We start from the raw sequence: 24,318 nt of genomic DNA, 5'->3' as shown, positions 1-24,318 counted from the left end.
AAGAGCGAACGGCGGGTGTGGCGCGGATGCGGAAGGAAAAAGAGAAAAAAATAGATGGGACGCTGCTGGTGACGGTATGGATTCTGCTTGGCCTTGGCCTTGTGATTCTGTACAGCGCCAGCGCGTATAACGGCCGGGTCAGATTCCATGACCCGGCTTATTATTTCAAGAAGCAGCTCTTTGCAAGTGCGCTCGGTGTGATCGGTATGTATGCGGTTGCAAAAATAGATTACCGGCGGCTGTTTGCACTGGCACCGTGGTTTTATGCGGCTTCCCTTGCGCTCTCGACGGCGGTGCTCTTTTTCGGAAGTGAGTACAACGGCTCGAAGCGGTGGTTAAAGCTTGGCCCCTTATCGTTCCAGCCCTCGGAATTTGCCAAGATGGCGGTGATTCTCTTCCTGCCCTGGGTGATGGAGCACACGAAAGGCCGGTCCGACAGTCTCTGGTTTATGACAAAGGCGGTGCTGTGCACCCTGCCGATTGCAGCGCTTGTCGGAAGCAATAACTTAAGTACGGCGATTATTTTGCTCGGAATCTGTGCATTTCTGATCTTTATTTCACATCCGGGCTACCTGCCGTTTCTCGGAATCGGAGGCGCCGGCATCGGGTTTATTGCCGTTTTTCTGATGATGGAGAGCTACCGCCTCGAACGCCTTGCCATCTGGCGCAACCCGGAGGCGTACGAGAAGGGGTTCCAGACCATTCAGGGACTCTATGCGATCGGCAGCGGGAGAATCTTTGGCTGCGGGCTTGGAAAAGGCCTGCAGAAGCTTGGCTTTGTACCGGAAGCGCAGAATGATATGATCTTTTCGATTATCTGTGAGGAGGGCGGACTGTTCGGCGCCTGCCTGGTGATCGCCGTGTTTGCGGTGCTGATCTGGCGCTTGATGGTCATTTCGATCCATGCGCGGGATCTTGGCGGAGCACTGATTGCGGGCGGAATTATGGGGCATATTGCGCTTCAGGTGATTCTGAACATCGCGGTTGTGACAAATACGATTCCGAATACCGGCATTACGCTGCCTTTTATAAGTTATGGCGGCACCTCCGTGTTGTTTCTGCTCGGCGAGATGGGGCTTGCCCTGTCGGTCTCGAGGGACACCGATTAAAAAGGCGGAAAAGCGCTGCAGAACGGGAACAAAACGGGAGTGTAATGCATACCGTAAAAAGAGAGGCCGGATGGGAGAGAACAGGTGGGAGTATATCAGATTCTCGGCGGAAGGCGGCTTTGCGGAACGGTAACAGTCCAGGGTTCCAAAAATGCCGTTCTTCCCATGATCGCGGCGGCGGTTCTGACAAAAGAGGAGGTCGTGCTGGAAGGCTGCCCGAAGATTTCCGATGTGGAGGATATGGCGGAGATTGTAAGAAGCCTTGGCGGAACAGTCTGGTGGGAGAGGAATGCGCTCCACCTGAACTGTGAAAAGATCGAAAAAAGCCGTGTGGAGGGAGCGCTTTCGAAGAGACTGCGCGCCTCTCTTTTGTTTCTGGGAAGTCTTCTTGCAAGGACAGGGGAGGCATACCTTGCAGGGGCCGGCGGCTGCCGGATCGGAAAGCGGCCGACGGACCTGCATCAGAGGGCAATGGAGCTTCTGGGAGCCGAGGTCTTCGAGGAGGACGGCACCATTCGGGCAAAGGCAGATCATCCGAAAGGAGCCGTGCTCTGCTTTCCGAAAAAGAGTGTCGGGGCGACGGAAAATGCGGTTCTTTTTGCTGTCGGAGCGGAAGGTGCAACAAGGCTGGAGCACTGTGCGCGGGAGCCGGAAGTGGTTCATCTCTGCCGGTTTCTTAAGGCCATGGGAGCGGAGATTACCGGCGAGGGGACGGAGCAGATTACCGTTTACGGAAGGCAGGGAAAGAGACTGCTGTCCGGCTGCCGGTATCGTGTTCCGGGTGACCGGATCGCGGCAGGGACGTATCTTCTGATGGGCGCGGCGACGCGGGGGCACCTGACGCTTTCCGGCGCGCCGTTGGACGAAATGGGGGCGGTTCTGTCCCTCTATCAGAAAATAGGTGGACAATATACAAGGAAGAGTGGTACACTGGTAGCAGACAGCAAAAACGTGCAGCATGCTGTTCCGTACGTGGAGACAGAGGAATATCCCGGTTTTCCGACGGATCTGCAGTCGCTGTATCTGGCGGCAGCGATGACGCTGGAAGGAAAGAGCTGTATCTGTGAAAATGTATTTGAGGACCGCCTCCGGACGGCAGAGGAGCTGCAGAAAATGGGCGGTACGCTGCAGATCTGCGGAAAATGGCTGACGGCCGAAAAAAGCCGTCTGCACGGTGCAGAAGTTGTTTCCCAGGATCTTCGGGGCGGCGCGGCACTCGTATCGGCGGCGCTTGCCGCAGAAGGATTTTCCACAATCCGGCAGACAGAACTGATTGAGCGGGGGTATGAACGGTTTCCAGAAACGCTCCGGGAACTCGGAGCCAAGATTATCGTAGAAAAAGAAATATGAGACAGAAAAAAAACAGAAAAAAGAAGAAAAACAGAAAAATACGGATTCTGACCGGGGTGGTGCTTGGCGTCGGCCTTGCAGGTGCCTTGTTTTTTAATGTGTTCAAAATCCGCAATATCCAGGTGGCGGGGAACACCCGGTATACAAAAGATGAAATCAAAGAGATGGTCGCGGACGACAAGTGGATGAAAAACACGGTGCTTCTTACGACGTTTCATTCGAAGGTTGATATGAGCGATATTCCTTTTATGAACTCCGTGGAGTTTACGTTTGTAAGCTATGACACCATCTGCATCCAGGTAAATGAGAAAAAAGTGGTCGGTTATGTCGAGTACGAAGGCCAGAAGGTCTATTTTGACAAGAACGGCATCGTGCTGGAGTGCGTGGACGAGGAGCAGGAAACACCTGCGGAGGGTGAGCCTTCCGACGGAACCGCCTCCGATGGAACGAGTGCGGATGGATCCCTTACGAGTGAGCCGCTTGCATCCGAAAGCAGTACGTCCGACGGTGCGCTCTCGGCAGATACGATTAAAAGTGCACGTGTGACAACGACAGACTTTCAGCCGACCCTTTCCGATGTTCCGCTTGTAACAGGACTTACGTTTGACTATGTGACCGTGAACAAGCAGCTCCCGGTTGAAAAACCGGCAGTTTTCCGCACCATGCTCGCACTTACGAGAATGACGGAGAAATACAATATCACGCCGGACAGTGTGGAATTTAATGAGAACAGCGAAATTATTCTGCATTACTATGATACCGTGCGGATTCTGCTTGGAACCGATACGGCGTTAGAAGAAAAGATGACGCGCGTAGCAGCAATCCTGCCGAGCCTTTCCGGTCTTTCCGGAGAACTCCATATGGAGGATTACAAGGACGGCGACAGCAGCTTTGTCTTCTCGAAAGATGTATAAGAGGAAAGGAAAGCCGTCAAAAAAACGCAATAATCCTGAATTTTTTATGAAATACGAAAAAAACAGTTGATTATTTTCCGAAGAAATTATATTATATCTTTATGTATGACCATCAGAATATCAGACTATTTTGAGATAGACAGCAGTTCATAATCAAAAGGAGGAAGTTGAAATTGTTAGAGATCATGACAAATGAGGCAGAATCATCTGCAAAGATTATCGTAATCGGTGTAGGTGGTGCAGGAAATAATGCTGTAAATAGAATGGTGGAGGAATCCATCGGCGGCGTTGAATTCGTTGGAATCAACACCGATAAACAGGCGCTGACCCTCTGTAAGGCACCTACCATTCTCCAGATCGGCGAGAAGCTGACCAAGGGACTGGGCGCAGGAGCAAAACCTGAGGTTGGAGAGAAAGCAGCCGAGGAGAGCATCGAAGAGCTCAAACAGATCATGGAAGGCGCTGATATGGTATTCGTCACCTGCGGTATGGGCGGCGGAACCGGAACAGGTGCAGCACCGGTTGTAGCAGGCGTTGCAAAAGAAATGGGCATTCTGACTGTCGGCGTTGTAACAAAACCGTTCAAATTCGAGGCAAGAACCCGTATGAGCAATGCGCTGATGGGAATCGAAAAACTCGAGGAAAACGTAGATACCCTGATCGTGATCCCGAACGACAAACTTCTTGAAATCGTAGACCGCCGGACAACCATGCCGGAGGCATTAAAGAAAGCAGACGAGGTTCTGCAGCAGGCCGTACAGGGCATCACAGACCTGATCAACCTGCCGGCACTCATCAACCTCGACTTCGCAGATGTTCAGACCGTTATGACCGACAAGGGTATCGCCCACATCGGTATCGGCGAGGCAAAGGGCGACGACAAAGCGCTCGAGGCTGTACAGCAGGCTGTTTCCAGTCCGCTGCTTGAGACCACCATCGAGGGTGCAAGCCACGTTATCATCAACATTTCCGGAGATATCTCCCTTATGGATGCAAACGATGCTGCAAGTTACGTACAGAATCTGGCTGGAGAGGATGCAAACATCATCTTCGGTGCTATGTATGATGATTCTGTTACCGATACAGCGAAGATCACCGTTATCGCAACAGGCCTCAACGATGCAACGGCGAAACAGGCAAGCGTATCCCGCAAAGAGCCGGCAGATGCAAGAAAGAGCGCATTTTCCAGCAGCAGCTTCTCTGCACAGGCAGCCGCTCCGGTACACACTGCTCCGAAAGCTTCCGCTCCGGTACAGCCGCAGCCACAGGTTCAGGTGCAGCCGCAGGTACAGGCTCAGCAGACCATGACAAGCAATGTTCCGAAAAAGGACATCCAGATCCCGGATTTCTTAAGAAACCGCAGATAAGCAAAGAATAATAAGCAAATAACGAATTTACCTCGACACGCCGCAGACCGAAAATGTTGCGGCGTGTCGAAGTTTGTTGATCAAAAAAGAAGGTCATTCTTCCGAAAACGACAAAAAATTCACCCCCTTCCGTCTATAATAGGGTCTGTTAGAAATTCAGACCATGCAAAAGGCGCAGGGGGTGTTTTTTTGCACTATGAGATCTTTCTGGATCTTCTCTTTGCAGAGAATCTTCTGCTGAATTATACTATTCTGCGCCTTTCCTCCTTTCTTCTGAAACGATCTGCCACGCGAAGAAGGAGTTTTGCGGCAGCCGCGCTCGGCGCCGGTTATGCGGTGCTGTATGCCGTGTTTGCACGGTATCTGCCGGGTGCGCTGCTCGCCCTGGTCGGAATCGGAATTACAACAGGGATGGTGAAATCTGGCTGCAGAATCACGACAGTACGGGATCTTGTGGTGGGAATGGCAGGCTATATACTGTCCGGTTTTCTGATCGGCAGTGCATACCGCCTGTTCCGGGAGCTGATGCCGGGAAGGGGAATTTTTCTTTTTCTTCTTTCCGGGAGTGCCGCATATGCGGGAACACTCCTCCTGCTGAAGATCCGAAAGGAGATACTCCTGGAACACGCCAGGCAGGTTACGGTACAGCTTGTGCAGAATGGGAAATGGAAAAAAGTAAAAGGACTGTACGACACGGGCAATACTTTGCGGGATGCCACAACCAAAAAGCCGGTCTCGGTCGTACCGTACACTGTGATACTCGAATTGTTCCCGGACGAAATGCGGACAGGGATTGCGGCGCTTGCAAGGCACGAGACGGTGCCGGAGCCGGAACGGCTTCTTGCGCTGCAGCCCCGTTACATACCGTTTCGCGGACTGGAAGGCCGGGGCTTTCTGCCGGTGATCCGGATCTCGGAAATGATTCTTGTGACAGAACATACAGCCAGGCACATAAGCGGACCGCTGATTGCGCTTGGCGGAGAAAATAGTTCATCTCCCAGGGGCTATGAAATAATTTTGCATCCAGATCTCATGGAAGGACAGGAGGAATGAAGTATGCTGCAGGCTGCACTGCCAAACGGATTCCGGCTTCGTATGCTGCCGCGGTCCGTGCCGGCTGTATTTCGTCAGACAGGGGAAATTTTTTATATCGGGGGCACAGATGTTCTCCCGGCGCCTTTGGAAGGACAGGAGGAGGCCGATGCGATTGCGGGGCTTTCCGATCCGGAAAACGAGACGGCAAGGAGCGAGCTGATCGAACACAACCTGCGTCTCGTCGTCTACATTGCACAGAAATTTGATAATACAGGAGTTGGTGTGGAGGATCTGATTTCGATTGGAACCATCGGCCTCATCAAGGCAATTAACACGTTCAATCCGGAAAAAAAGATCAAGCTTGCCACGTACGCGTCCCGGTGCATTGAGAACGAGATTCTGATGTATCTGCGGAGAAATAACAAGACACGGATGGAGGTCTCGATCGATGAGCCGCTCAATGTAGACTGGGATGGAAATGAGCTTCTTTTGTCGGATATCCTCGGAACGGAGGAGGATGTGATCTATCAGGGGCTCGAGCAGGAGGCGGAACATCGCGTGCTGGGAAGCGCAATCAGCAAGCTCTCTGAGCGGGAGCAGGTGATTGTGAAGCTCCGGTTCGGCATCAATATGCCGGAGGGACGGGAGAAAACGCAGAAAGAAGTCGCGGATCTTCTCGGGATTTCCCAGTCGTATATCTCGCGGCTGGAAAAACGGATTATGAAGCGGCTGCGGAAAGAGATTGCGCGGTATGAATAGAGCATAAAAATGCCCTGCCCGGAGGAAAAACCATTGTTTTGGTCCCGGGCAGGACATGATTTGCTGCTTGTTTTAAGAAATGATCGTTTTATCGTGTTTCAAAACGGCATACGCTGCAGGCGTGCGGAGCAAGAGAAGCAGAAAAACCGCCGTTTAAAGAAAGTGCTTTACCGCTCCAGAGTTCTTTCGCCGCAACAGACTCCAGTGGGCAGTCTGCATCGGCAAGTGTGGAAGAAACCGTCTGCGGTGCATCCGAAAGATTAAAAAGTGCAACGTAGGTTGTTCCGGTTGTGTCATCCTTTGCATACCACACAGCTTCATTGTCTGTACGCGTGATCTGATGCGGACGAACGGACGGAGGCAGCATCGCGAGAATATCCGTGTTCGTAAGAAGTGCCAGTGTATCGTCATCGAGAAGCGTCATTTCGGCACCGAGCATCAGTGGAGAGCCGAAGAGACACCAGAGTGTCATCATCGTTTTCTGCTCATCCGGGGTAAAATACGTATGATGTTCTGTAGCAAAACCTTTTCCGAGTTCGCCAAGCGGCAGCATATCACAGTCCGGATAACAGCCGGCAGAGACGTGGCTCTGCCAGAGCTCGCAACGCTGGAACATATCCTTTAACTGTGCCCAGTTGTCCCAGAAATCATCGGTGATGCGCCAGAGATTCGCGTGCTTTTCATAGAACCATGCTTTCTCTATGAGCGCAGGTCCCGGAGACAGAGAGAGGACGATCGGCCGTCCGCATTTTTGGATGGCATTCGAGAGCATCTCGATCTCATGCGCAGCTGCAAACGGATTTTTGTGCATGTTGGTATTACAGATATCATCGCATTTAATGTAATCAACACCCCAGGAAGCGTAGAGCTCCAGCAGGGAATCATAGTAAAGCTGTCCTTCCGGAAGATCGCGTACACCGTACATATCCGGATTCCAGCCGCAGATGACCGTAGGATCGGCAACGTGTTCAGCACCAAGAGAACTGTTCTTGATCTTTCCGTGATGATGTGCAGCGATTCGCGGAATACCGCGCATGATGTGAATTCCGAATTTCAGCCCCAGACTGTGTACATAGTCGGCAAGTGGTTTAAAGCCGGAACCGTCTGCAGAAGATGGAAAACGTTCGGGATCCGGCAGCAGACGGGAGTATTCGTCCATTTCCAGTTCAGAGAATGGAATATACTGATACCGGTCGCGCATGGAACCGGCCTTTTTTGCATACCACTGGATATCCACTACAATATACTCCCAGCCATATGCTTTTAAGTGCTTTGCCATATAGTCGGCATTTGCCTTTACCGCAGCCTCGTCCACGGTTGTATCATAGTAATCGTAGCTGTTCCAGCCCATCGGTGGGGTTGGTGCACATGTATTTTTGTTTGTCAGATGCATAAGAAAAAACTCCTTTCTAAAGCAATGCTTGTTTTTTTCTGATAAGAAAAGTATAATAAAGGACATAGTGCAAAACAAGAAGACAAACCGGATAAAAGAGGTAATTTTTTGATGGAAGATCTGATCGGAGTATATGGAATCCTGGATCTGGATCACTGGCCGAACGCTCCGTTTTTGCTGCTGGACGGCGGGGTGGAAAAGAGATGGAAGGAACCGTATGCATTTCATAATACAGACCGCGGAACATATTCCGGATGGCTGATGCAGTATACGCTTTCGGGAACAGGATGGTTTGAAAAAAACGGAAAAACGTATGAAATGCGTCCCGGGAGAGGATTTTTGTGTCAGATTCCGGAGAATAGCAGATATTATCTGCATCCGGAATCCGAAGAACCATGGATTTTTCTGTATTTTCATTTTCGTGGAAGTGCAGTGTCCTATGCGGCAGAACGACTGTTTGAAAAAACAGGAGATGTTTTTTATGCGGATGCAGATAGCGAGCCAATTCGGACTGCACTGCAGATGCATCGAAAACTGAAAAACGGTTACCGGTCGGAACCGTATGAATGCGGTGTGTTTTTGTATCAGTTTTTTTGTTCTCTTCTGCGGGAGGTACAGCGTCCGGAGCGGAAGCAGACACATTTTTTTGTTCGGGAAGCGATACGGCAGATGGATACCGACTGCGCATCTGTGCAGGGGATTGAACAGCTGGCAGAACAGAGCCGGGTTTCCTTTGCCCATTTTACGAGATGCTTCCGGGAGGAAACAGGCGTTTCTCCCATGCAGTATCTTCAGGAAGCGAGAATTCGCAAAGCGATGACGCTGCTCTTGAATACCGGAAAGAGTGTGGAAGAGATTGCAGCAGAAACCGGATTTTCCAGTGGAAACTATTTTGGAAAAGTATTCCGTCACCATATGGGAATCTCGCCGTCGGCATACCGGAAAGAACGGCAGAACGGTGCTGTCTGAAGTTTTGGTTTTGTACGAAGATGTACTTGCGGAGAAATTCCGGGAGTATGGAAGAAAAAAGGGAGGAACAAAAAGAAATGGAACGAGAAACATTCCAATCGCGCCTTGGCTTTCTTCTGCTTTCGGCAGGATGTGCCATCGGCATCGGAAATGTATGGAAATTTCCGTATATGGTAGGAAACAACGGAGGCGGCATTTTCGTGCTGTTTTACCTGCTGTTCCTTGCCATCATGGGAGTTCCGATTCTGTCGATGGAGCTTGCCATCGGAAGAGGAAGCAAAAAGAGTACCGTGCGCGCGTATGGGGAACTGGAAAAGAAAGGGCAGAAGTGGCATATCCACGGATACGTTGCCCTCATCGGAAACTATCTGCTGATGATGTTCTACACCGTCGTTGCAGGCTGGATGCTGTACTATTTCTACAGCTTTTTAATCGGAAAATTCAGCGGCCTGACAGGCGACGCCGTAACCGGAAAATTCAACGAGATGCTTTCATCTCCGTCGATTCTTGTCATTACCATGCTGATTATTACAATTGCAGGCTTTCTGATCTGTTCGGTGGGTCTGCAGAACGGCGTGGAGCGTGTTACAAAGGTGATGATGATCGTGTTGATGGTCATCATGATTTTCCTTGCGGTTTACAGCTTTACGATGCCGGGTGCCAAAGAGGGACTGAAATTCTATCTGGTGCCGGATATGCAGCAGATCGAACAGGTGGGACTGTTCCACATTATCACAAACGCGATGAGCCAGGCATTTTTTACGCTGAGCCTTGGTATCGGCGCGATGCTGATTTTCGGCAGCTACTTAAACGGCGGAAAATCCCTGCTCGGCGAGGCAGTCAGCATTGCAGCGCTCGATACGTTTGTAGCGATTACCGCAGGCCTCATCATTTTCCCGGCGTGCTTCTCCTACAACGTACAGCCGGACAGCGGCCCGAAGCTGATCTTTATGACGCTGCCGCACATTTTCACCTCGATGAAGGGCGGACGGATTTTCGGAAGCTTCTTCTTCCTGTTCCTGTTCTTTGCGGCGCTGTCTACCATCATCGCTGTATTTGAGAATATCATGTGCTGTTTTTCTGAGATTTTCGGCGTTTCCAGAAAACAGTCAGCCATCATCAACTGCATTCTGGTGATCTTAGGATCCCTGCCGTGTGCACTCGGCTACAATGTGTGGTCCGGATTCCAGCCGCTCGGCGCAGGAAGCACCGTTCTTGATCTTGAGGACTTTATCGTCAGCAACCTTCTGCTGCCGGTCGGCTCTCTGATTTACCTTCTGTTCTGTACTTCAAAATGGGGCTGGGGCTTCAAAAACTACCAGGCAGAGGCAAATAAGGGCGGGGGCCTGAAAGTGCCGGACTGGGTACGGGTTTATCTTTCTTATATTCTGCCGTTGCTGCTTCTGGTATTAATTGTCCAGGGACTGATCGGATAAGACAGGAACAAAAAGGTCAATATCAGACGAAAAAAAGATAAGAAAAGAACTGGAAAAAAAGCCAGGAATACGAGATAATAAAAGACAAGAGACCAGAACAGGTGCCGGGACCCGGAAGTATCAGGTGTCCCGGCACTTGTCGGATCAGAAAGGATACAGGAGAAAGGGGAACAAAATGGGAAAATTTACACCACTGGATTTCAACAAATATGCAGCACTGGCCCGTCAGGCAGCGGCAGAAGGCTGTGTACTTCTGAAAAACGAAAATGAGGCACTCCCGCTTCGAAAAGGAGACAAAGTGGCTGTTTTCGGAAGAATTGCATTCCACTATTATAAGAGCGGACTTGGCTCCGGCGGTCTTGTCAATACGAAATACGTTGTCGGTATTCTGGATGCCTTAAAAGAAGAAAAAGACATTACACTCGACGAGAATCTTCTTGGAACATACGAAAAATGGATCGAGAAAAATCCGTACGACGAAGGACAGGGCTGGGGCAAGGTGCCGTGGTCCCAAAAAGAGATGGAGCTGACCGACGAGATCGTGGAGAGTGCAAAAGGCGCCGATGCAGCCATCGTTGTTGTAGGCCGTACCGCAGGTGAGGATCAGGACAACAAAAATGAGGCAGGCAGCTATCTCTTAACCGATACTGAAAAAGAGATGGTAGAAAAAGTCAGCAAAGCATTTGCAAGAACAATCGTTGTGCTGAACGTCGGAAATATTATCGACATGAAATGGGTGAAAGAGTGCAATCCGGCAGCTGTTCTCTATGTATGGCAGGGTGGTCAGGAAGGCGGAAACGGTGTTGCCGATGTACTGATGGGAAGAGTCAATCCGTGCGGTAAGCTGACCGACACGATTGCAGAGAATATCGAGGACTATCCGTCCCAAAGCTGCTTCGGCGATCTGACCCGCAATGAGTACAAAGAGGATATCTACGTCGGATACCGCTACTTTGAGACCTTTGCAAAAGAGAAAGTATTGTATCCGTTCGGTTTTGGTCTTTCCTATACGACATTTGCCGTGACCGCAGAGGCAGAAGAGAAAGATGTTGACAATGTAACCGTGACGGCAACCGTTGAAAATACCGGCAAAACGGATGGTAAAGAGGTTGTTCAGGTTTATGTAAAAGCTCCGCAGGGTGTTCTTGGAAAACCATCCCGCGCACTCGTCGGTTTTGCAAAGACCGGTGTTCTTGCACCAGGCGCAAAAGAGACGCTGACGATCGATGTGACCAAAGAGAGCTTTGCATCCTACGATGACAGCGGTGCAACCGGCCACAAATCCTGCTACGTACTCGAAGAGGGCAGTTATGAGTTCTACGTCGGAAGCGATGTCAGAAGCGCAGCCTTTGCCGGTGCATACGAGCAGCCGTTCAAAGTGGTTGAGATCCTGACCGAGGCTATGGCTCCGGTAGAAGCATTTGAGCGCATGAAAGCTGTTCCGGGCGAAGACGGAACGTTAAAACCGGGATATGAGGCAGCTCCTCTGCGCACCGTAGATCCGATCGAGCGCATGAAAGAAAACCGCATGGAGCCGATCACCTATACCGGTGACAAAGGCTACAAGCTCGGTGATGTCCTGGATAAGAAAGTAACGATGGAAGAGTTCGTGGCACAGCTTTCCGATGAAGATCTGATCTGCATCTTCCGCGGCGAGGGCATGTGCAGCCCGAAGGTTACTCCGGGAACCGCAGCAGCATTCGGCGGCCTGACACCGGAACTGCAGGAATTCGGTATTCCGGCAGCCTGCTGTACCGACGGCCCGTCCGGACTCCGCTTTGACTGCGGAACGAGAGCCTTCTCCATGCCGAACGGAACCCTGCTTGGCTGTACGTTTGACCTTCCGCTGGTAGAAGATCTGTACGAGATGGCAGGACGCGAGATGAGACAGAACCGTGTCGATGCCTTGCTCGGACCTGGTATGAATATTCACAGAAACCCGCTGAACGGCCGTAACTTTGAGTATATCTCCGAGGATCCGTACCTGACCGGATGGATCAGTGCCGTACAGATTCTTGGTATGGAAAAATCCGATGTAACCGGAACCATCAAACATTTCTGTGCAAATAACCAGGAGTCCAACCGACATCATGTGGACGCCGTTGTTTCCGAGCGTGCCCTGCGTGAAATCTATCTGAAGGGATATGAAATCGCAGTCAAAGAAGGCGGCGCAAGATCCATCATGAGCACTTACGGACCGGTCAACGGCATCTGGACTGCAGGAAATTACGATCTTCTGACCACGATTCTGCGCGGCGAGTGGAACTACGACGGCTTCGTTATGACTGACTGGTGGGCAATGTCAAACCGTGAGGGATATGAAGCAACCAAAACAACCCATGCACCGATGGTATCTGCCGGAAACGATGTCTTCATGGTATGCACCGACTGCTCCGATATGGGACAGGACGATGTGAAAGAGGCACTGGAAAACGGCGAGATCACAAGAGGCGACCTGCAGAGAAATGCGATGAATGTCCTGCATTTCATCCTTGGAACTCCAAGCATCTTACGGTTCCTGGACCGCATCAGCGAGGAAGAGAAAGAAGCACAGGAGCAGATGGGCGACAACGATTTCGTTGCAGCAGATCTTGTAACATACGAGGCAGATCCGGCAACGGGAGATGTTGTGATTGACGCATCCGCATGGAACACGAAAAAAGGAAACAGTGAAGTATGCGGTGTTACGATTCTGGCTGACAAGATGGGAACGTACGATATCGAAATCGAGATGAAATCCGATCTGGAAGACCTCGCACAGCTGCCGGTAACCGTGTACATCGACAATATCGTAAAAACTATGATCAGCATCCGCGGAACAAAAGGTGAGTGGATCAAAGAGACGAGAGACCTTGGCTTCTTCTTCGGCCCGAACCACTACCTGAAGCTGTACTTCGGCGCAAATGGTCTGGAGCTTGGAAAGATCCGCCTGAAGTTAAGAGAAGGCATGGAAGTACTGAGCAAACACGAGGAATAAATAAAAAAAGAAATACAGAGAAAAACCGGAACCCGGGAGCCGCTGTTTGAAAGCGGTGCCGGGTTCCGGTTTTTCGTATGAAAGAAGATTTTTATGGAAGAAGCTGTTTTTTAGTGAAGCTCGTCCTCATCCACATCAATCACATTGTCATCGTGCAGGATTTTCTGCTGGTTGATCTCGGTCTGGATGACGTTTTTGATCCGGCGTTTTGCGCGGCCCATGTAGTAGGTGGTGACAAGATCGGAAATGCCGCTGTAGACAAGGCAGATACCGATGAAAATGTTTGTGGTTGCAACGGCATCAAACGGATTGGTACAGATGATGATGCCGAGAACGCTGGTTAAAAGAGCCAGCAGGAACTCAAGCCACCATTTTTCCAGCCCTGTTTTTTTGAGGTTGAACGCCTTCTGAATGCTGAGCAGTCCGTTTGCCAGAAGGATGATACCGATGACAACCGGGATGAATGCGATTACAAGGTCACTTTCAAAGATAACGAAGCAGCCGAACAGAATCAGTACCAGGGCAACGAACAGATCGTAGCGGAAGAAAAACGGCTCGCCGCGGCTTGCAATGTAGCGGATCAACGCAACAACGCCGCCAAACAGGAGCAGTGCTCCGGCGATATAACAGATCAGCAAACTCGTTTTTACGGGGTAGACGATCAGCACGATACCTAGTATAATAGAGACAGCGGCTGAAAGCAGGAAACTGTTTTTCACATCCTGAAAAAATTGTTTCATAAGGATTCTCCTTTCCACTTGAATGTGGTTTTTCGTTTGCTTTTATAGTAGCTTTTCAAAGCAGAAAAAGCAATGGACAAATTGAAAAAAATGTACGAAGAAATGGAATCGTGAAACGGAAGAAAGAGAGGGTAAAAAAGATGCAGGACGAACAGAAAAAGTTCCAGGAGAAGCTCTCCGAATTGCTGTCATACGCCAGAGACCATGAAAATAAAGTAACGATGAAAGAAGTCAGAGACTTTTTTGAAGACTTTGCACTGGATGAGCAGAAAGTCACCTTTGTCTGCGAATATCTGACGATGGAGCAGGTCGATGTGGCAGATTATGAGCCGGGCGTCGTGCCGGAGGAGACCGAAAAAGAAAAGAAAAAACCGGAGTTTTCCGAGGAGGAGCTGCGTGCCTTACAGCAGTATCTTGACGAACTGCCGGAGACAGAAACACCGTCGGAGGAAGAAACGGCAGAGCTTTACCGGAAAGCGGCAGAGGGCGATTCCCTTGCAAAGAGCATGCTCGTGCAGCTCTGGCTTCCGAAAGTTATTGAGACCGCAAAAGAAATGCACACCCGCGATTTCTTCCTGATGGATCTGGTGCAGGAGGGAAATGTCGGACTTTTAGTAGCGCTGGAGTCCGTTGTAAAAGCTGAGACGGCGGAGCAGGCGATTGATGCGGCTGTGCGTGAGACGATCAGCGATTTCATGGAAGAACACAGAGTTCAGAAACACAAGGACAATACTGTAGTCAATAAAGTAAACCGCTTAAAAGACGCCATCGAGGAACTCTCCGACGGCGATGACATGGATTTCAGTGTGGCAGAGCTTTCCGCGTATCTTGACATGTCCGTGGAAGAGATTGAGGATATTCTGCGGATTGCAGGCGAAGAGCCGTAACAAAAGGCTGGTATTTGCACAGAAACTGTGTGAATTGGCAATAAAACAAAAGCAAAGGAGAAAAATACAATGGTACATCATATTGTTATGTGGAAATTCAAACCGGAAGTAGAGGATGCAAAGAAACCGGAGCTGAAAAAAGCGATGGCAGAGAACCTGAAAAGCCTGGTCGGCAAAGTGCCGGGACTGTTGACGGTTGACTTTGTAGAAGCACCGCTTGCATCTTCCACCCATGATATGGCACTTGTCACAACACTGGAAAAAGCAGAGGATGTAGCTGTATATGCAAAACATCCGGAGCACGTAAAAGTAGCAGACACCTATGTACGTCCGTACACAACGGAGCGTGCAGCACTCGATTACGAAGAGTAAAAACAAGCACGGACTTTAGCTCGTTGCCCGTTTAAATAAAAAAGTATCCCGCTTCCCCAAAAGGAACGGGATACTTTTTTTGTGCCGAGAAGATCAATTCCTGATCTGGTGAATACGTTTCATTTAAGTGTTTTTCTGTTCTTCCTTCTGCAGTTCGTCAATTGTAAGCAGCAGCTCATCGATGGAAACCTTTTCGTCCTTCGGATTTTCCGTAAATTCTCTGACCAGTTCTTCGTACGTTCTTCTTCTGTGTTCCAGCGCTTTCCGCGACCGCTCCCGCCGGATGCGGCGGACATACCGCAGGCGGAGGACAAAGAGCAGAATCAGAACGAGAAGGACAAACGGCATCGCCAGAAAAACAGGATCTGCCTTCCGGATACGGGCAAAAAGGGATGCACCGGCCGAGGCAAGATGGCGGAACCAGGAAGCGGCATGCACAGTGCCTTTCCAGAACGCTGCGAAATGGGAAGCCACAGATGAGAAGGAAACCGTGGATGATGCCGGTGCTTTGGAAATGGCCGGTTCCGGTGTCTGGGTTATGGCCGGTGTTTCGGTCGGCGTCGCAGTGGCAGTCGGCGTCGGTGTCGCCGTCGGAACCGGTTCAAACGTTACGGCAAGGGTATGATCCTTCTGGATATCGGAAAATGTGTAGCTGTCCGGATATTCCGTCACCGGCAGATACAAGCCGTCCACCGAGAGCTTCGCGAGCCGGAAGCCTTCGTCTGCCGTGTAGGAAACGGTTTTTTCCTCTCCGCTGGAAACTTCCCCGCCCTCGGACACCGAGCCATGCTCCGCCGCGGAAGTGGAAACCGTGAACAGATACGGCACCCGGGTGCGGTAGAACTGCACGTACCGTCCACCATCTGCCTTTGTTACGTTTACAATCGCAATAAATTCCCCAGGATTTGTCTCACAGAGGCCCTCTGGTTCATTGATGGTGATATCGTCGGAAAAGCCAAAATCAACCGTGTCGTCCGCAAGCAGTGTTTTCTGCGAGAGCGAGTATGTCTGGATAAAGTTTCCGATTCCGAGATGCATCGTCAGCGGAAAAAGAAAAAAGAGATCGCCGGAAACACAGAGATCCTGAAAGTTTTCCATGTAAAAATCGAAGGGATACGTGCCCCAGTCATCCATCACCTGAAGTGAGGCATCGAGGAGTTTAAAGCCGTAGCCGCCGTCCGCATCGGTCTGGATCAGATAGCCGCCGGTGGAGGGAAGATAATCAATACCGAGAATATTGTAGCTTGTCGAGAGCTGGATCCGCTCTTTCTGCTCGAGAGTATCCGGGTCGAGGCGGAAGATACATCCGTAATTGGAAGCATCCGGGCTGCTGTAGCCGCTCACGAGGATTTCATGTGTGACGGGATTGTATGCCATACCGTTTGCGTGAGCAAAGTCTGCGTCCCTTACCTGATGCGCGAGGGAATACTGCGTAACGGGATTTCCGTCTGCGTCTGTATCATTTTTATAGTAGGCAGAGACTACGTCCGGCTCTGTCGTCAGATCATTAAAATTTTCGATGCAGATGATATAATCTTCCGTCGCACAGACGGACTGCACCGCGCCGTTGCTGCCGAGAATCGGATATTCCCCGACCAGTTCCCAGGAGGCACCGGTAAACGGCGTACTGGAGGCAAAACCAGCCTGACAGAGTATGGGATGAGCGAGGAAGAGAAAAATACCCAGAAAAAGGGCAAGAAAAAAACGGCCGGATTTCTTGCCAGTGGGAGATTTTATCGAAAAATTTGTAAATGCAAGCCGCATATGATGTGTAGGTCCTTTCTTACAGAAAAAAGGTGAACTTTTTCTGTCATCCTATCTTACCACGGAACCGGCGGAAAGTAAATGAAGGAGGGATGGAGATTTTCTTACATATCGTTTAAGAAAATGTAATAATTTTGTAGTGTTTGCCGATGCAAAGTAGTTGTAAACATTTTACCGTCTTGGTAAAATAAACATAACAGAATTCAGAAAATTGTGAAGAAAAAGGAAAGGCAGAGAACCGATGATTAGAATCAAAGATATTGCAGACCGCGCAGGAGTCAGCCCGACGACGGTTTCGAATGTAATACACGGAAAGACAGGGCGCGTCTCAAAGGCGACGGTCGAGAAAATCAACCGGATTTTAAAGGAGATGGAGTACGTGCCGAGTATCAGCGCGCGCATGCTGGCGAACAACAGCTCCGGTCTTATTGGTGTGGCGCTTGGTTTCATGAAGAAAGGAAATGCATCTTCCTTTGAGGATCCCTTTGTGTCGGCAATGCTCGGAAATCTGGAGTATCAGATCCGGGAACACGGCTACTATATGATGCTGGTTGCGCGCCATGAGCAGGATGATCTTATGCAGCAGGCGCTCGGCTGGAATTTTGACGGCATGATTGCGATGGCTCTGAAGGAAAAGGAGATTGCAGAGCTCTCGGAACGTCTCGGAAAACCGCTGGTAACCATTGATCAGTATCTCCCGCCGGAACTTGGAGTCCGCTCCATTACGATGGATGACCGCGGCGGTGCGTACCAGATGAGTCAGTACCTGATTGGAAAGGGACATAAAAAATTTCTCTTTTTATCCGACTGCGATCTCGGTGTTGACCACTATCGGTGGCTCGGTGTGCGTCAGGCAATGGAGGAGGCGGGAATTGAGGACTTTGAAAGCCGCCATATTGTGATCCCGTGGGATCCAGAGCAGAGGGAGAAGGCATATGAGGAGATGCTTCCGTTCTTCAAAAAACAGACAGCGCTCTTTTTTTCATCGGATTACTATGCACTTGAAGCATCCAACTTTCTGCAGAACAGGGGAATAAAGGTTCCGGAGGAAATTTCAATTGCGGGCTTTGATGATGTTACTTATGCGACACTTGCGCGGCCGAAGCTGACTACCGTGCATCAGATGGTGGATGGAAAAGCACGCCGTGCCGTAGAGGTCCTGATGCACCTGATCCAGAATGAGCCGGTACAAAAAGATATTCCGCCATTGCCGACAACGCTGGTGGAGAGGGAGTCGGTAAGAGATCTGACGAAGTAAATAGTTACCAAAATTACAGAAAAACTCTTGTAGAAACTGCTGGTTTTGCGCAAAACTATTGAAAAATCACCGTGAAGTATGGTAAACTGTGCTTGCAAACGACAGAATCAAAGAACCAGACACGTTCTGGGGATGAAATAAAGGAGGTAAAAAAATGGACAAAAAATGGTGGAAAGAAGCCGTAGTGTATCAGATTTATCCGCGCAGCTTCATGGACAGCAACGGAGACGGTATCGGCGATTTAAATGGTATCACATCCCGTCTGGATTATCTGAAGGATCTTGGCGTGGATGTTATCTGGCTGTCTCCGGTGTACCAGTCACCAAACGATGACAATGGATATGATATCAGCGATTACCAGGCAATCATGCAGGAATTCGGAACAATGGAGGATTTTGACCGCATGCTTTCGGAGATGCATAAAAGAGGCATCAAGCTGGTCATGGACCTTGTTGTCAATCATACTTCAGATGAACACAAATGGTTCGTGGAGAGCCGCAAATCGAAAGACAACCCGTACCGCGATTATTACATCTGGCGTGATGCAAAAGAAGGAAAAGAGCCAAACAACTGGGGAAGCTGCTTCTCCGGTTCTGCATGGAAATACGATCCGCAGACCGAGATGTATTACCTGCATCTGTTCTCAACAAAACAGCCGGATCTGAACTGGGAGAATCCAACGGTTCGAAAAGAAGTTTTCGATATGATGAACTGGTGGTGTGAAAAAGGCATTGACGGTTTCCGGATGGATGTCATCAGCATGATCTCCAAACCGGAAGGGCTGCCGGACGGAAAAATTCCGGAGGGCGGACTCTACGGTGATTCCGGCTGCGTAAACGGACCGCACGTTCATGAGTATCTGCAGGAGATGAACAGGGAAGTCCTCTCCAAATACGATCTGATGACGGTTGGTGAGTGTGCCGGTGTCACGATCGAGGAGGCAGAAAAATATGCATCCGCAGACGGCAAAGAGCTCAGCATGGTATTCCAGTTCGAGCTGGTTGAGCTGGCAAGCGGAAAATACGGCAAATGGACGGACAAACGCGTACCGCTCAAAGATTTCAAACGCGTCATGACAGCATGGCAGACGGAGCTTGAGGGCAAGGCATGGAACAGCCTCTTCCTTGGAAACCATGATCAGCCGCGCTGTCTGTCCCGTTTCGGTGATGATTCACCGGAATATCGCGTAGTCAGTGCCAAAATGCTGGCAACCTGCCTTCATATGATGCAGGGTACCCCGTACGTATACCAGGGCGATGAGCTCGGCATGAAGAACGTTCCGTTCCACGATCTGTCCGAATTCCGCGATATTGAGAGCATCAACGCGTTTCACGAGCTGACCGGAGCCGGAAAAGTAGCGCCGGACGATATGATGCGCTACCTGAACCTGCGCGGAAGAGACAATGCAAGAACTCCGATGCAGTGGGATGATACCGCTTCGGCAGGATTTACCACAGGAACCCCGTGGATCAAAGTCGGACCGGATTACGAGACCGTCAATGCAAAAAATGAGATGGCGGATCCGGATTCTGTATACAATTATTACAAGAAACTGATTCATCTCCGGAAAGAGAAGGATATCATGGTTTACGGAACGTACGAGCTGCTCGATCCGGAGGACGAGGCACTGTATGTATATACCAGAACCTTAGGCGATCAGAAACTCCTCGTGATGTGCAATTTTACAAAAGAGGAGCAGGAGTACACGGTTCCGGAAACCTTTGCAGGAGCAGAGGTACTGATCAGCAACTATCCGCAGGACGGCGCGGCAGCAGGGACACGAAAACTGCGTGCGTATGAGGCAGTTGTTCTGGAAACCAAATAAAAAATGCAGAGGAACCTGTGGCAGAACGGATTTTTGCCACAGGTTCCCGTTCTCAAAATACGGCAAAAACCGGTAAGAGTAAGAAAGGGGAAAATAAAACATGAAATCATATCTGAAAATGGAGACACATCCGCTTGCAGATCCGAAGAATGTAGTAAAGGGCGATAAATATCGTATCACGGTGCTGACGGAGCATCTTCTTCGGCTGGAATACAGTGAGGACGGTGAATTTATCGATGCGGCATCCCAGACGGTTGTAAACCGTGATTTTCCAGCAGTGGAATTTTCCGTCAAAGACACAGGCGATGAGCTGGAGCTGCGTACAAAGTATCTGCAGCTGAATTACAACAAAAAGGCATTCTCTGCAAACGGACTTTCCTGCAAAACAACGGCAGTCGGCATCAGTTCTGTACCGGCATGGCATTACGGAGATCCGACACAGGATCTTGGAGGAACGGCCCGTACGCTTGATCAGGTCAACGGAGCATGCGAACTGGAACCTGGTATCATGTCCTGGTTTGGTTCCGCTGTTCTGGATGATTCGAAGTCGCTTCTGATGACAGAGGACGGTTGGGTGACCCCGAGAAAGAAAGGAGTGCAGGATTTGTACTTCTTCGGCTATGGCTGGAATTTCCGTTTGGCATTAAAGGATTTCTACCACCTTTGTGGCAAGACACCGATGCTTCCGAGGTTTGCGCTTGGAAACTGGTGGAGCCGTTACTGGCGTTACAGTGAAACATCCTATATGAAACTGATGGAAGACTTTGACAAAGAGAACGTTCCCTTCTCGGTTGCTGTTATCGATATGGACTGGCACCGTGTAGACGATGTGGATCCGAAATACGGCAGCGGCTGGACCGGCTATAGCTGGAATAAAAAACTCTTCCCGGATCCGGAGCGTTTTCTTGGAAAACTCCATGCACGTGGCATGAAGACAACACTGAACGTCCATCCTGCAGACGGAATTCGTGCGTATGAGGACTGCTATCCGGAAGTAGCAGAAGCTATGGGAGTGGATGCAAAAAAAGAAGAGCCGGTCAATTTTGACATTGCGGATCCGAAATTTGTTGATGTATATTTCGACAAAGTTCATCATCCGATGGAAAAAGAGGGCGTCGATTTCTGGTGGATTGACTGGCAGCAGGGACAAAGTACCAAGATCGAGGGTCTTGATCCGCTGTGGATGCTGAATCACTATCATTTTCTTGACAGTGGAAGAGACGGAAAACGTCCGATGACCTTCTCCCGCTATGCAGGACCGGGCTCCCACCGCTATCCGGTCGGATTTTCCGGAGACACCCATATCACCTGGGAATCCCTGGATTTCCAGCCATACTTTACCAGCACAGCCTCCAACATCGGCTACGGATGGTGGAGTCATGATATCGGCGGCCATATGCTCGGCTACCGTGACGATGAGCTTGAAGCAAGATGGTATCAGTACGGAGTCTTTTCTCCGATCAACCGTCTGCACAGTTCTAACAGTGCCTTCAGTGGAAAAGAGCCTTGGAACTTCAGTATGGAAGTGCGCAGCACAATGGATGATTTCCTTCGTCTGCGTCATAAACTCGTACCGTATCTGTACACGATGAACTACCGTGCATGGAAAGAAGACACACCGATCGTTGTTCCGATGTATTATGATTACCCGGAGACGGTTTTCTGGGGCAAAAATCAGGCACCGAATCAGTACTTCTTCGGAAGCGAGCTGATGGTAACACCGGTGACAACGAAATGCATTCCGGAGCTGAAGCGTGCAAAAACAAAGGTGTGGCTGCCGGAAGGTACGTGGTTTGATTTCTTCAACGGAATGATTTACGAGGGTGGCAGAAGTATGGATCTGTACCGTACGCTCGAGGAGATCCCGGTTCTTGCGAAAGCAGGTGCGATTATCCCGATGACAGAGAAGATCAGTGCGCTGGATGTAGAATCCAACCCGGATGAGCTGACGGTACGCGTTTATGCGGGCGCGGACAATACATTTGCCCTGTACGAGGATGACAATACTACCATGGCATATGAGAAGGATGACTGTGCAAAAACATCGATGACGCTCGACTGGGGTGCGCGGAAATTTACGATTGCACCGGTTGAGGGCAATCAGAGCCTCGTTCCGGAAAGCAGAATGTACTGCGTAGAATTCGGCGGAAGTACGGCAAAAGAGGCGAAGGTCTTTGTAAACGGCGTGGAAGCGGATGCAGAAGTCAAAGAGAAAGACGGACTTCTTACGATCGCGGTAACAGATGTAAAACCGCAGGATACTGTGACAATCTGTCTGCCGGAAGATACGGAGATTGCAAAGAACGATGTCATGACACGTGCGATGGATCTGCTGCTGCACGCCGAAATCAGCTACATCACCAAAGAGCAGATCGCAAATCTTCTTCACAAAGCAGACGGAAAGGTAGCAATTCTGGCTGCAGAGCTGCAGAGCATGGAACTTTCAAATGATCTGCGCGGTGCGTTGCTGGAGATCATTACGGCATAAATTGCTGCAGAAAAACACGATTTGATTTACAGAAAAAGAATTCTGTGATACGATACATACAAAGAAAAGGAAGAGAGCGTGGCAGTGGATTCTGTCAGGCTCTCTTCTTGAAATGTGAGACAGGAGGATTTTTAAACGTGGGAAAATACATCATGGCACTTGATGCCGGCACAACGAGCAACCGCTGTATTCTGTTTGATCAGAAAGGACAGATCGTAAGCCTTGCGCAGAAGGAGTTTACCCAGCGTTTCCCGAAACCGGGCTGGGTGGAGCACGATGCCAATGAAATCTGGTCCACGATGCTCGGTGTAGCCGTGGAGGCAATGCAGAAAGCGGGCGCGTCCTACGAGGATATTGCGGCAATCGGCATCACAAACCAGAGAGAGACGACGATCGTCTGGGACAAAAAGACGGGAGAGCCGGTCTACAATGCAATTGTATGGCAGTGCCGCAGAACATCGGAATACTGCGATTCCCTGATGGAGCGCGGACTGGTTGACCGTTTCCGGGAGAAAACAGGTCTTGTGATCGATGCGTATTTTTCAGCCACGAAGCTGAAATGGATTCTAGATGAAGTTCCGGGCGTGCGCGAGCGGGCGGAGCGAGGCGATCTCTATTTCGGAACGGTGGAGACGTGGCTGATCTGGAAGATGACAAAGGGAAAGGTACATGTCACCGATTACACCAACGCGTCCCGTACAATGCTGTTCAATATCCATACCCTGAAATGGGATGAGGATATCTTAAAAGAGCTGAACATTCCGCTCTGTATGCTGCCGGAAGTCCGCCCGTCGAGCTGTGTCTACGGGGAGACGGCATCCACATATTTCGGCGGCCCGATTCCGATTGCGGGAGCAGCGGGAGACCAGCAGGCGGCGCTGTTCGGCCAGACCTGCTATGCGCCGGGCGAAGCGAAAAATACATACGGAACAGGCTGCTTCCTGCTGATGAACACGGGAGAAAAGCCGGTTTCTTCGACACACGGTCTTGTTACCACGATTGCATGGGGCATCGGGGACAAGATTACGTATGCGCTCGAGGGATCCATTTTCGTCGGCGGAGCCGCAATCCAGTGGCTGCGCGATGAGATGAAGCTGATCGAGTCCTCGGCGGATTCCGAGTACATGGCGCAGAAGGTGAACGACACGAACGGCTGCTACGTCGTGCCGGCGTTTACCGGCCTTGGCGCACCGTACTGGGATCAGTATGCGAGAGGAACCATTCTCGGCCTGACCCGCGGCGTCAACAAATACCATGTGATCCGCGCAACACTGGAGTCGATCACGTATCAGGTGGATGATGTCTTAAAAGCGATGGAGGCAGATTCCGGCATGAAGCTCTCTGCACTGCGTGTGGACGGCGGAGCAAGCGCCAACAATTTCCTGATGCAGTGCCAGGCGGACATCAGCCAGGCGCCGGTGGAGCGGCCATGCTGCATCGAGACGACCGCGATGGGAGCAGCTTATCTTGCGGGACTCGCCGTCGGCTACTGGCCGGATCAGGAGACAGTAAAACAGAACGGAGCCATTGACCGTACGTTTGAGCCGGAGCTCTCGAAAGAGGAGCGCGATGAGAAGATGAACGGATGGCACAAAGCAGTCCGTTACGCCGAAGGATGGGCGAAATAGAAAAAGATTTTGGAAATGCAGAAAAGGAACGGCTTCGTAATGAAAAC

Annotated in this window: 18 protein-coding genes; 15 read left to right on the top strand and 3 right to left on the bottom strand. The window is 50.4% G+C overall.

The genetic code is table 11. From position 1 onward, the window contains the following. Positions 1-26 precede the first annotated feature (26 nt). The 6 genes from DWZ44_RS03085 to sigE all read left to right on the top strand — a co-directional run bounded on the left by DWZ44_RS03085 (position 27) and on the right by sigE (position 6,534). Positions 27-1,109 carry an FtsW/RodA/SpoVE family cell cycle protein gene (locus DWZ44_RS03085; RefSeq protein WP_117509641.1) on the top strand — a complete coding sequence of 361 codons (1,083 nt, stop codon included), beginning with the start codon at positions 27-29 and terminating at the stop codon, positions 1,107-1,109. An 84-nt stretch (positions 1,110-1,193) separates the two neighbouring features. Further along, positions 1,194-2,459, top strand: a complete 1,266-nt coding sequence (gene murA / locus DWZ44_RS03080; protein ID WP_117804198.1) for a UDP-N-acetylglucosamine 1-carboxyvinyltransferase — start codon at positions 1,194-1,196, stop codon at positions 2,457-2,459. After that, positions 2,456-3,373 (top strand): cell division protein FtsQ/DivIB, encoded by a 918-nt coding sequence (locus tag DWZ44_RS03075; RefSeq protein ID WP_117804197.1) that lies wholly within the window; start codon positions 2,456-2,458, stop codon positions 3,371-3,373. Before murA ends, DWZ44_RS03075 begins: the two co-directional genes overlap by 4 nt. Before the next feature lie 185 nt (positions 3,374-3,558). After that, positions 3,559-4,740, top strand: coding sequence for a cell division protein FtsZ (ftsZ, locus tag DWZ44_RS03070; protein ID WP_055219889.1), 1,182 nt, complete (start codon positions 3,559-3,561; stop codon positions 4,738-4,740). Between the two features lie 189 nt (positions 4,741-4,929). Then, positions 4,930-5,793, top strand: a complete 864-nt coding sequence (locus DWZ44_RS03065) for a sigma-E processing peptidase SpoIIGA (protein WP_055265761.1) — start codon at positions 4,930-4,932, stop codon at positions 5,791-5,793. Between the two features lie 42 nt (positions 5,794-5,835). Next, positions 5,836-6,534, top strand: coding sequence for an RNA polymerase sporulation sigma factor SigE (sigE, locus tag DWZ44_RS03060; protein WP_330377007.1), 699 nt, complete (start codon positions 5,836-5,838; stop codon positions 6,532-6,534). 88 nt (positions 6,535-6,622) lie between these two features. Here the strand turns inward: sigE and DWZ44_RS03055 are convergent, their stop codons facing one another. Continuing rightward, positions 6,623-7,927: a glycoside hydrolase family 27 protein gene (locus tag DWZ44_RS03055; RefSeq protein WP_117801959.1), complete on the bottom strand. Its 1,305-nt coding sequence runs from the start codon at positions 7,925-7,927 to the stop codon at positions 6,623-6,625. Between the two features lie 111 nt (positions 7,928-8,038). Between DWZ44_RS03055 and DWZ44_RS03050 the strand changes: the two genes are divergently transcribed. The 3 genes from DWZ44_RS03050 (at position 8,039) to DWZ44_RS03040 (ending at position 13,309) form a co-directional block, all read left to right on the top strand. Beyond that, positions 8,039-8,896, top strand: a complete 858-nt coding sequence (locus DWZ44_RS03050; RefSeq protein ID WP_117509636.1) for an AraC family transcriptional regulator — start codon at positions 8,039-8,041, stop codon at positions 8,894-8,896. A gap of 77 nt (positions 8,897-8,973) precedes the next feature. Beyond that, the gene (locus tag DWZ44_RS03045) at positions 8,974-10,332 is read left to right on the top strand and encodes a sodium-dependent transporter (RefSeq protein WP_055226948.1); all 1,359 of its coding nucleotides are present in this window, start codon (positions 8,974-8,976) and stop codon (positions 10,330-10,332) included. A 175-nt stretch (positions 10,333-10,507) separates the two neighbouring features. Next, positions 10,508-13,309, top strand: coding sequence for a glycoside hydrolase family 3 protein (locus tag DWZ44_RS03040; protein WP_117804196.1), 2,802 nt, complete (start codon positions 10,508-10,510; stop codon positions 13,307-13,309). Positions 13,310-13,419: 110 nt separating this feature from the next. On the opposite strand, the gene DWZ44_RS03035 is transcribed toward DWZ44_RS03040, so the two are convergent. Then, positions 13,420-14,049, bottom strand: a complete 630-nt coding sequence (locus tag DWZ44_RS03035; RefSeq protein ID WP_022462612.1) for an HdeD family acid-resistance protein — start codon at positions 14,047-14,049, stop codon at positions 13,420-13,422. A gap of 140 nt (positions 14,050-14,189) precedes the next feature. On the opposite strand from DWZ44_RS03035, the gene DWZ44_RS03030 reads away from it, so the two are divergent. Together DWZ44_RS03030 and DWZ44_RS03025 are read left to right on the top strand one after the other, a co-directional pair. Continuing rightward, positions 14,190-14,936 carry an RNA polymerase sigma factor region1.1 domain-containing protein gene (locus DWZ44_RS03030; protein WP_147342020.1) on the top strand — a complete coding sequence of 249 codons (747 nt, stop codon included), beginning with the start codon at positions 14,190-14,192 and terminating at the stop codon, positions 14,934-14,936. A 69-nt stretch (positions 14,937-15,005) separates the two neighbouring features. Beyond that, positions 15,006-15,308, top strand: a complete 303-nt coding sequence (locus DWZ44_RS03025) for a Dabb family protein (protein ID WP_022462610.1) — start codon at positions 15,006-15,008, stop codon at positions 15,306-15,308. A 123-nt stretch (positions 15,309-15,431) separates the two neighbouring features. Here DWZ44_RS03025 and DWZ44_RS03020 read toward each other — a convergent pair whose 3' ends face one another. Next, positions 15,432-17,072, bottom strand: a complete 1,641-nt coding sequence (locus tag DWZ44_RS03020) for an InlB B-repeat-containing protein (protein ID WP_117760480.1) — start codon at positions 17,070-17,072, stop codon at positions 15,432-15,434. A 241-nt stretch (positions 17,073-17,313) separates the two neighbouring features. Here DWZ44_RS03020 and DWZ44_RS03015 point away from each other — a divergent pair, with 241 nt between their 5' ends. The 4 genes from DWZ44_RS03015 to glpK all read left to right on the top strand — a co-directional run bounded on the left by DWZ44_RS03015 (position 17,314) and on the right by glpK (position 24,271). After that, a complete protein-coding gene (locus tag DWZ44_RS03015; protein WP_117804195.1) occupies positions 17,314-18,330 on the top strand; it encodes a LacI family DNA-binding transcriptional regulator in 1,017 nt (338 codons plus the stop codon). Between the two features lie 154 nt (positions 18,331-18,484). Continuing rightward, positions 18,485-20,155: a glycoside hydrolase family 13 protein gene (locus DWZ44_RS03010; protein WP_117804194.1), complete on the top strand. Its 1,671-nt coding sequence runs from the start codon at positions 18,485-18,487 to the stop codon at positions 20,153-20,155. Positions 20,156-20,255: 100 nt separating this feature from the next. After that, the gene (locus tag DWZ44_RS03005) at positions 20,256-22,643 is read left to right on the top strand and encodes a glycoside hydrolase family 31 protein (RefSeq protein WP_117804193.1); all 2,388 of its coding nucleotides are present in this window, start codon (positions 20,256-20,258) and stop codon (positions 22,641-22,643) included. 137 nt (positions 22,644-22,780) lie between these two features. Further along, the gene (glpK, locus tag DWZ44_RS03000) at positions 22,781-24,271 is read left to right on the top strand and encodes a glycerol kinase GlpK (RefSeq protein ID WP_055219824.1); all 1,491 of its coding nucleotides are present in this window, start codon (positions 22,781-22,783) and stop codon (positions 24,269-24,271) included. Positions 24,272-24,318 lie beyond the last annotated feature (47 nt).

The sequence above is a fragment of the Blautia sp. AF32-4BH genome, assembly GCF_003460565.1.
In the GTDB taxonomy this organism is placed as follows: domain Bacteria; phylum Bacillota; class Clostridia; order Lachnospirales; family Lachnospiraceae; genus Fusicatenibacter; species Fusicatenibacter saccharivorans.
Note: the sequence above shows the minus strand (reverse complement) of the source record. Positions and strands in the feature narration are given on the sequence as shown.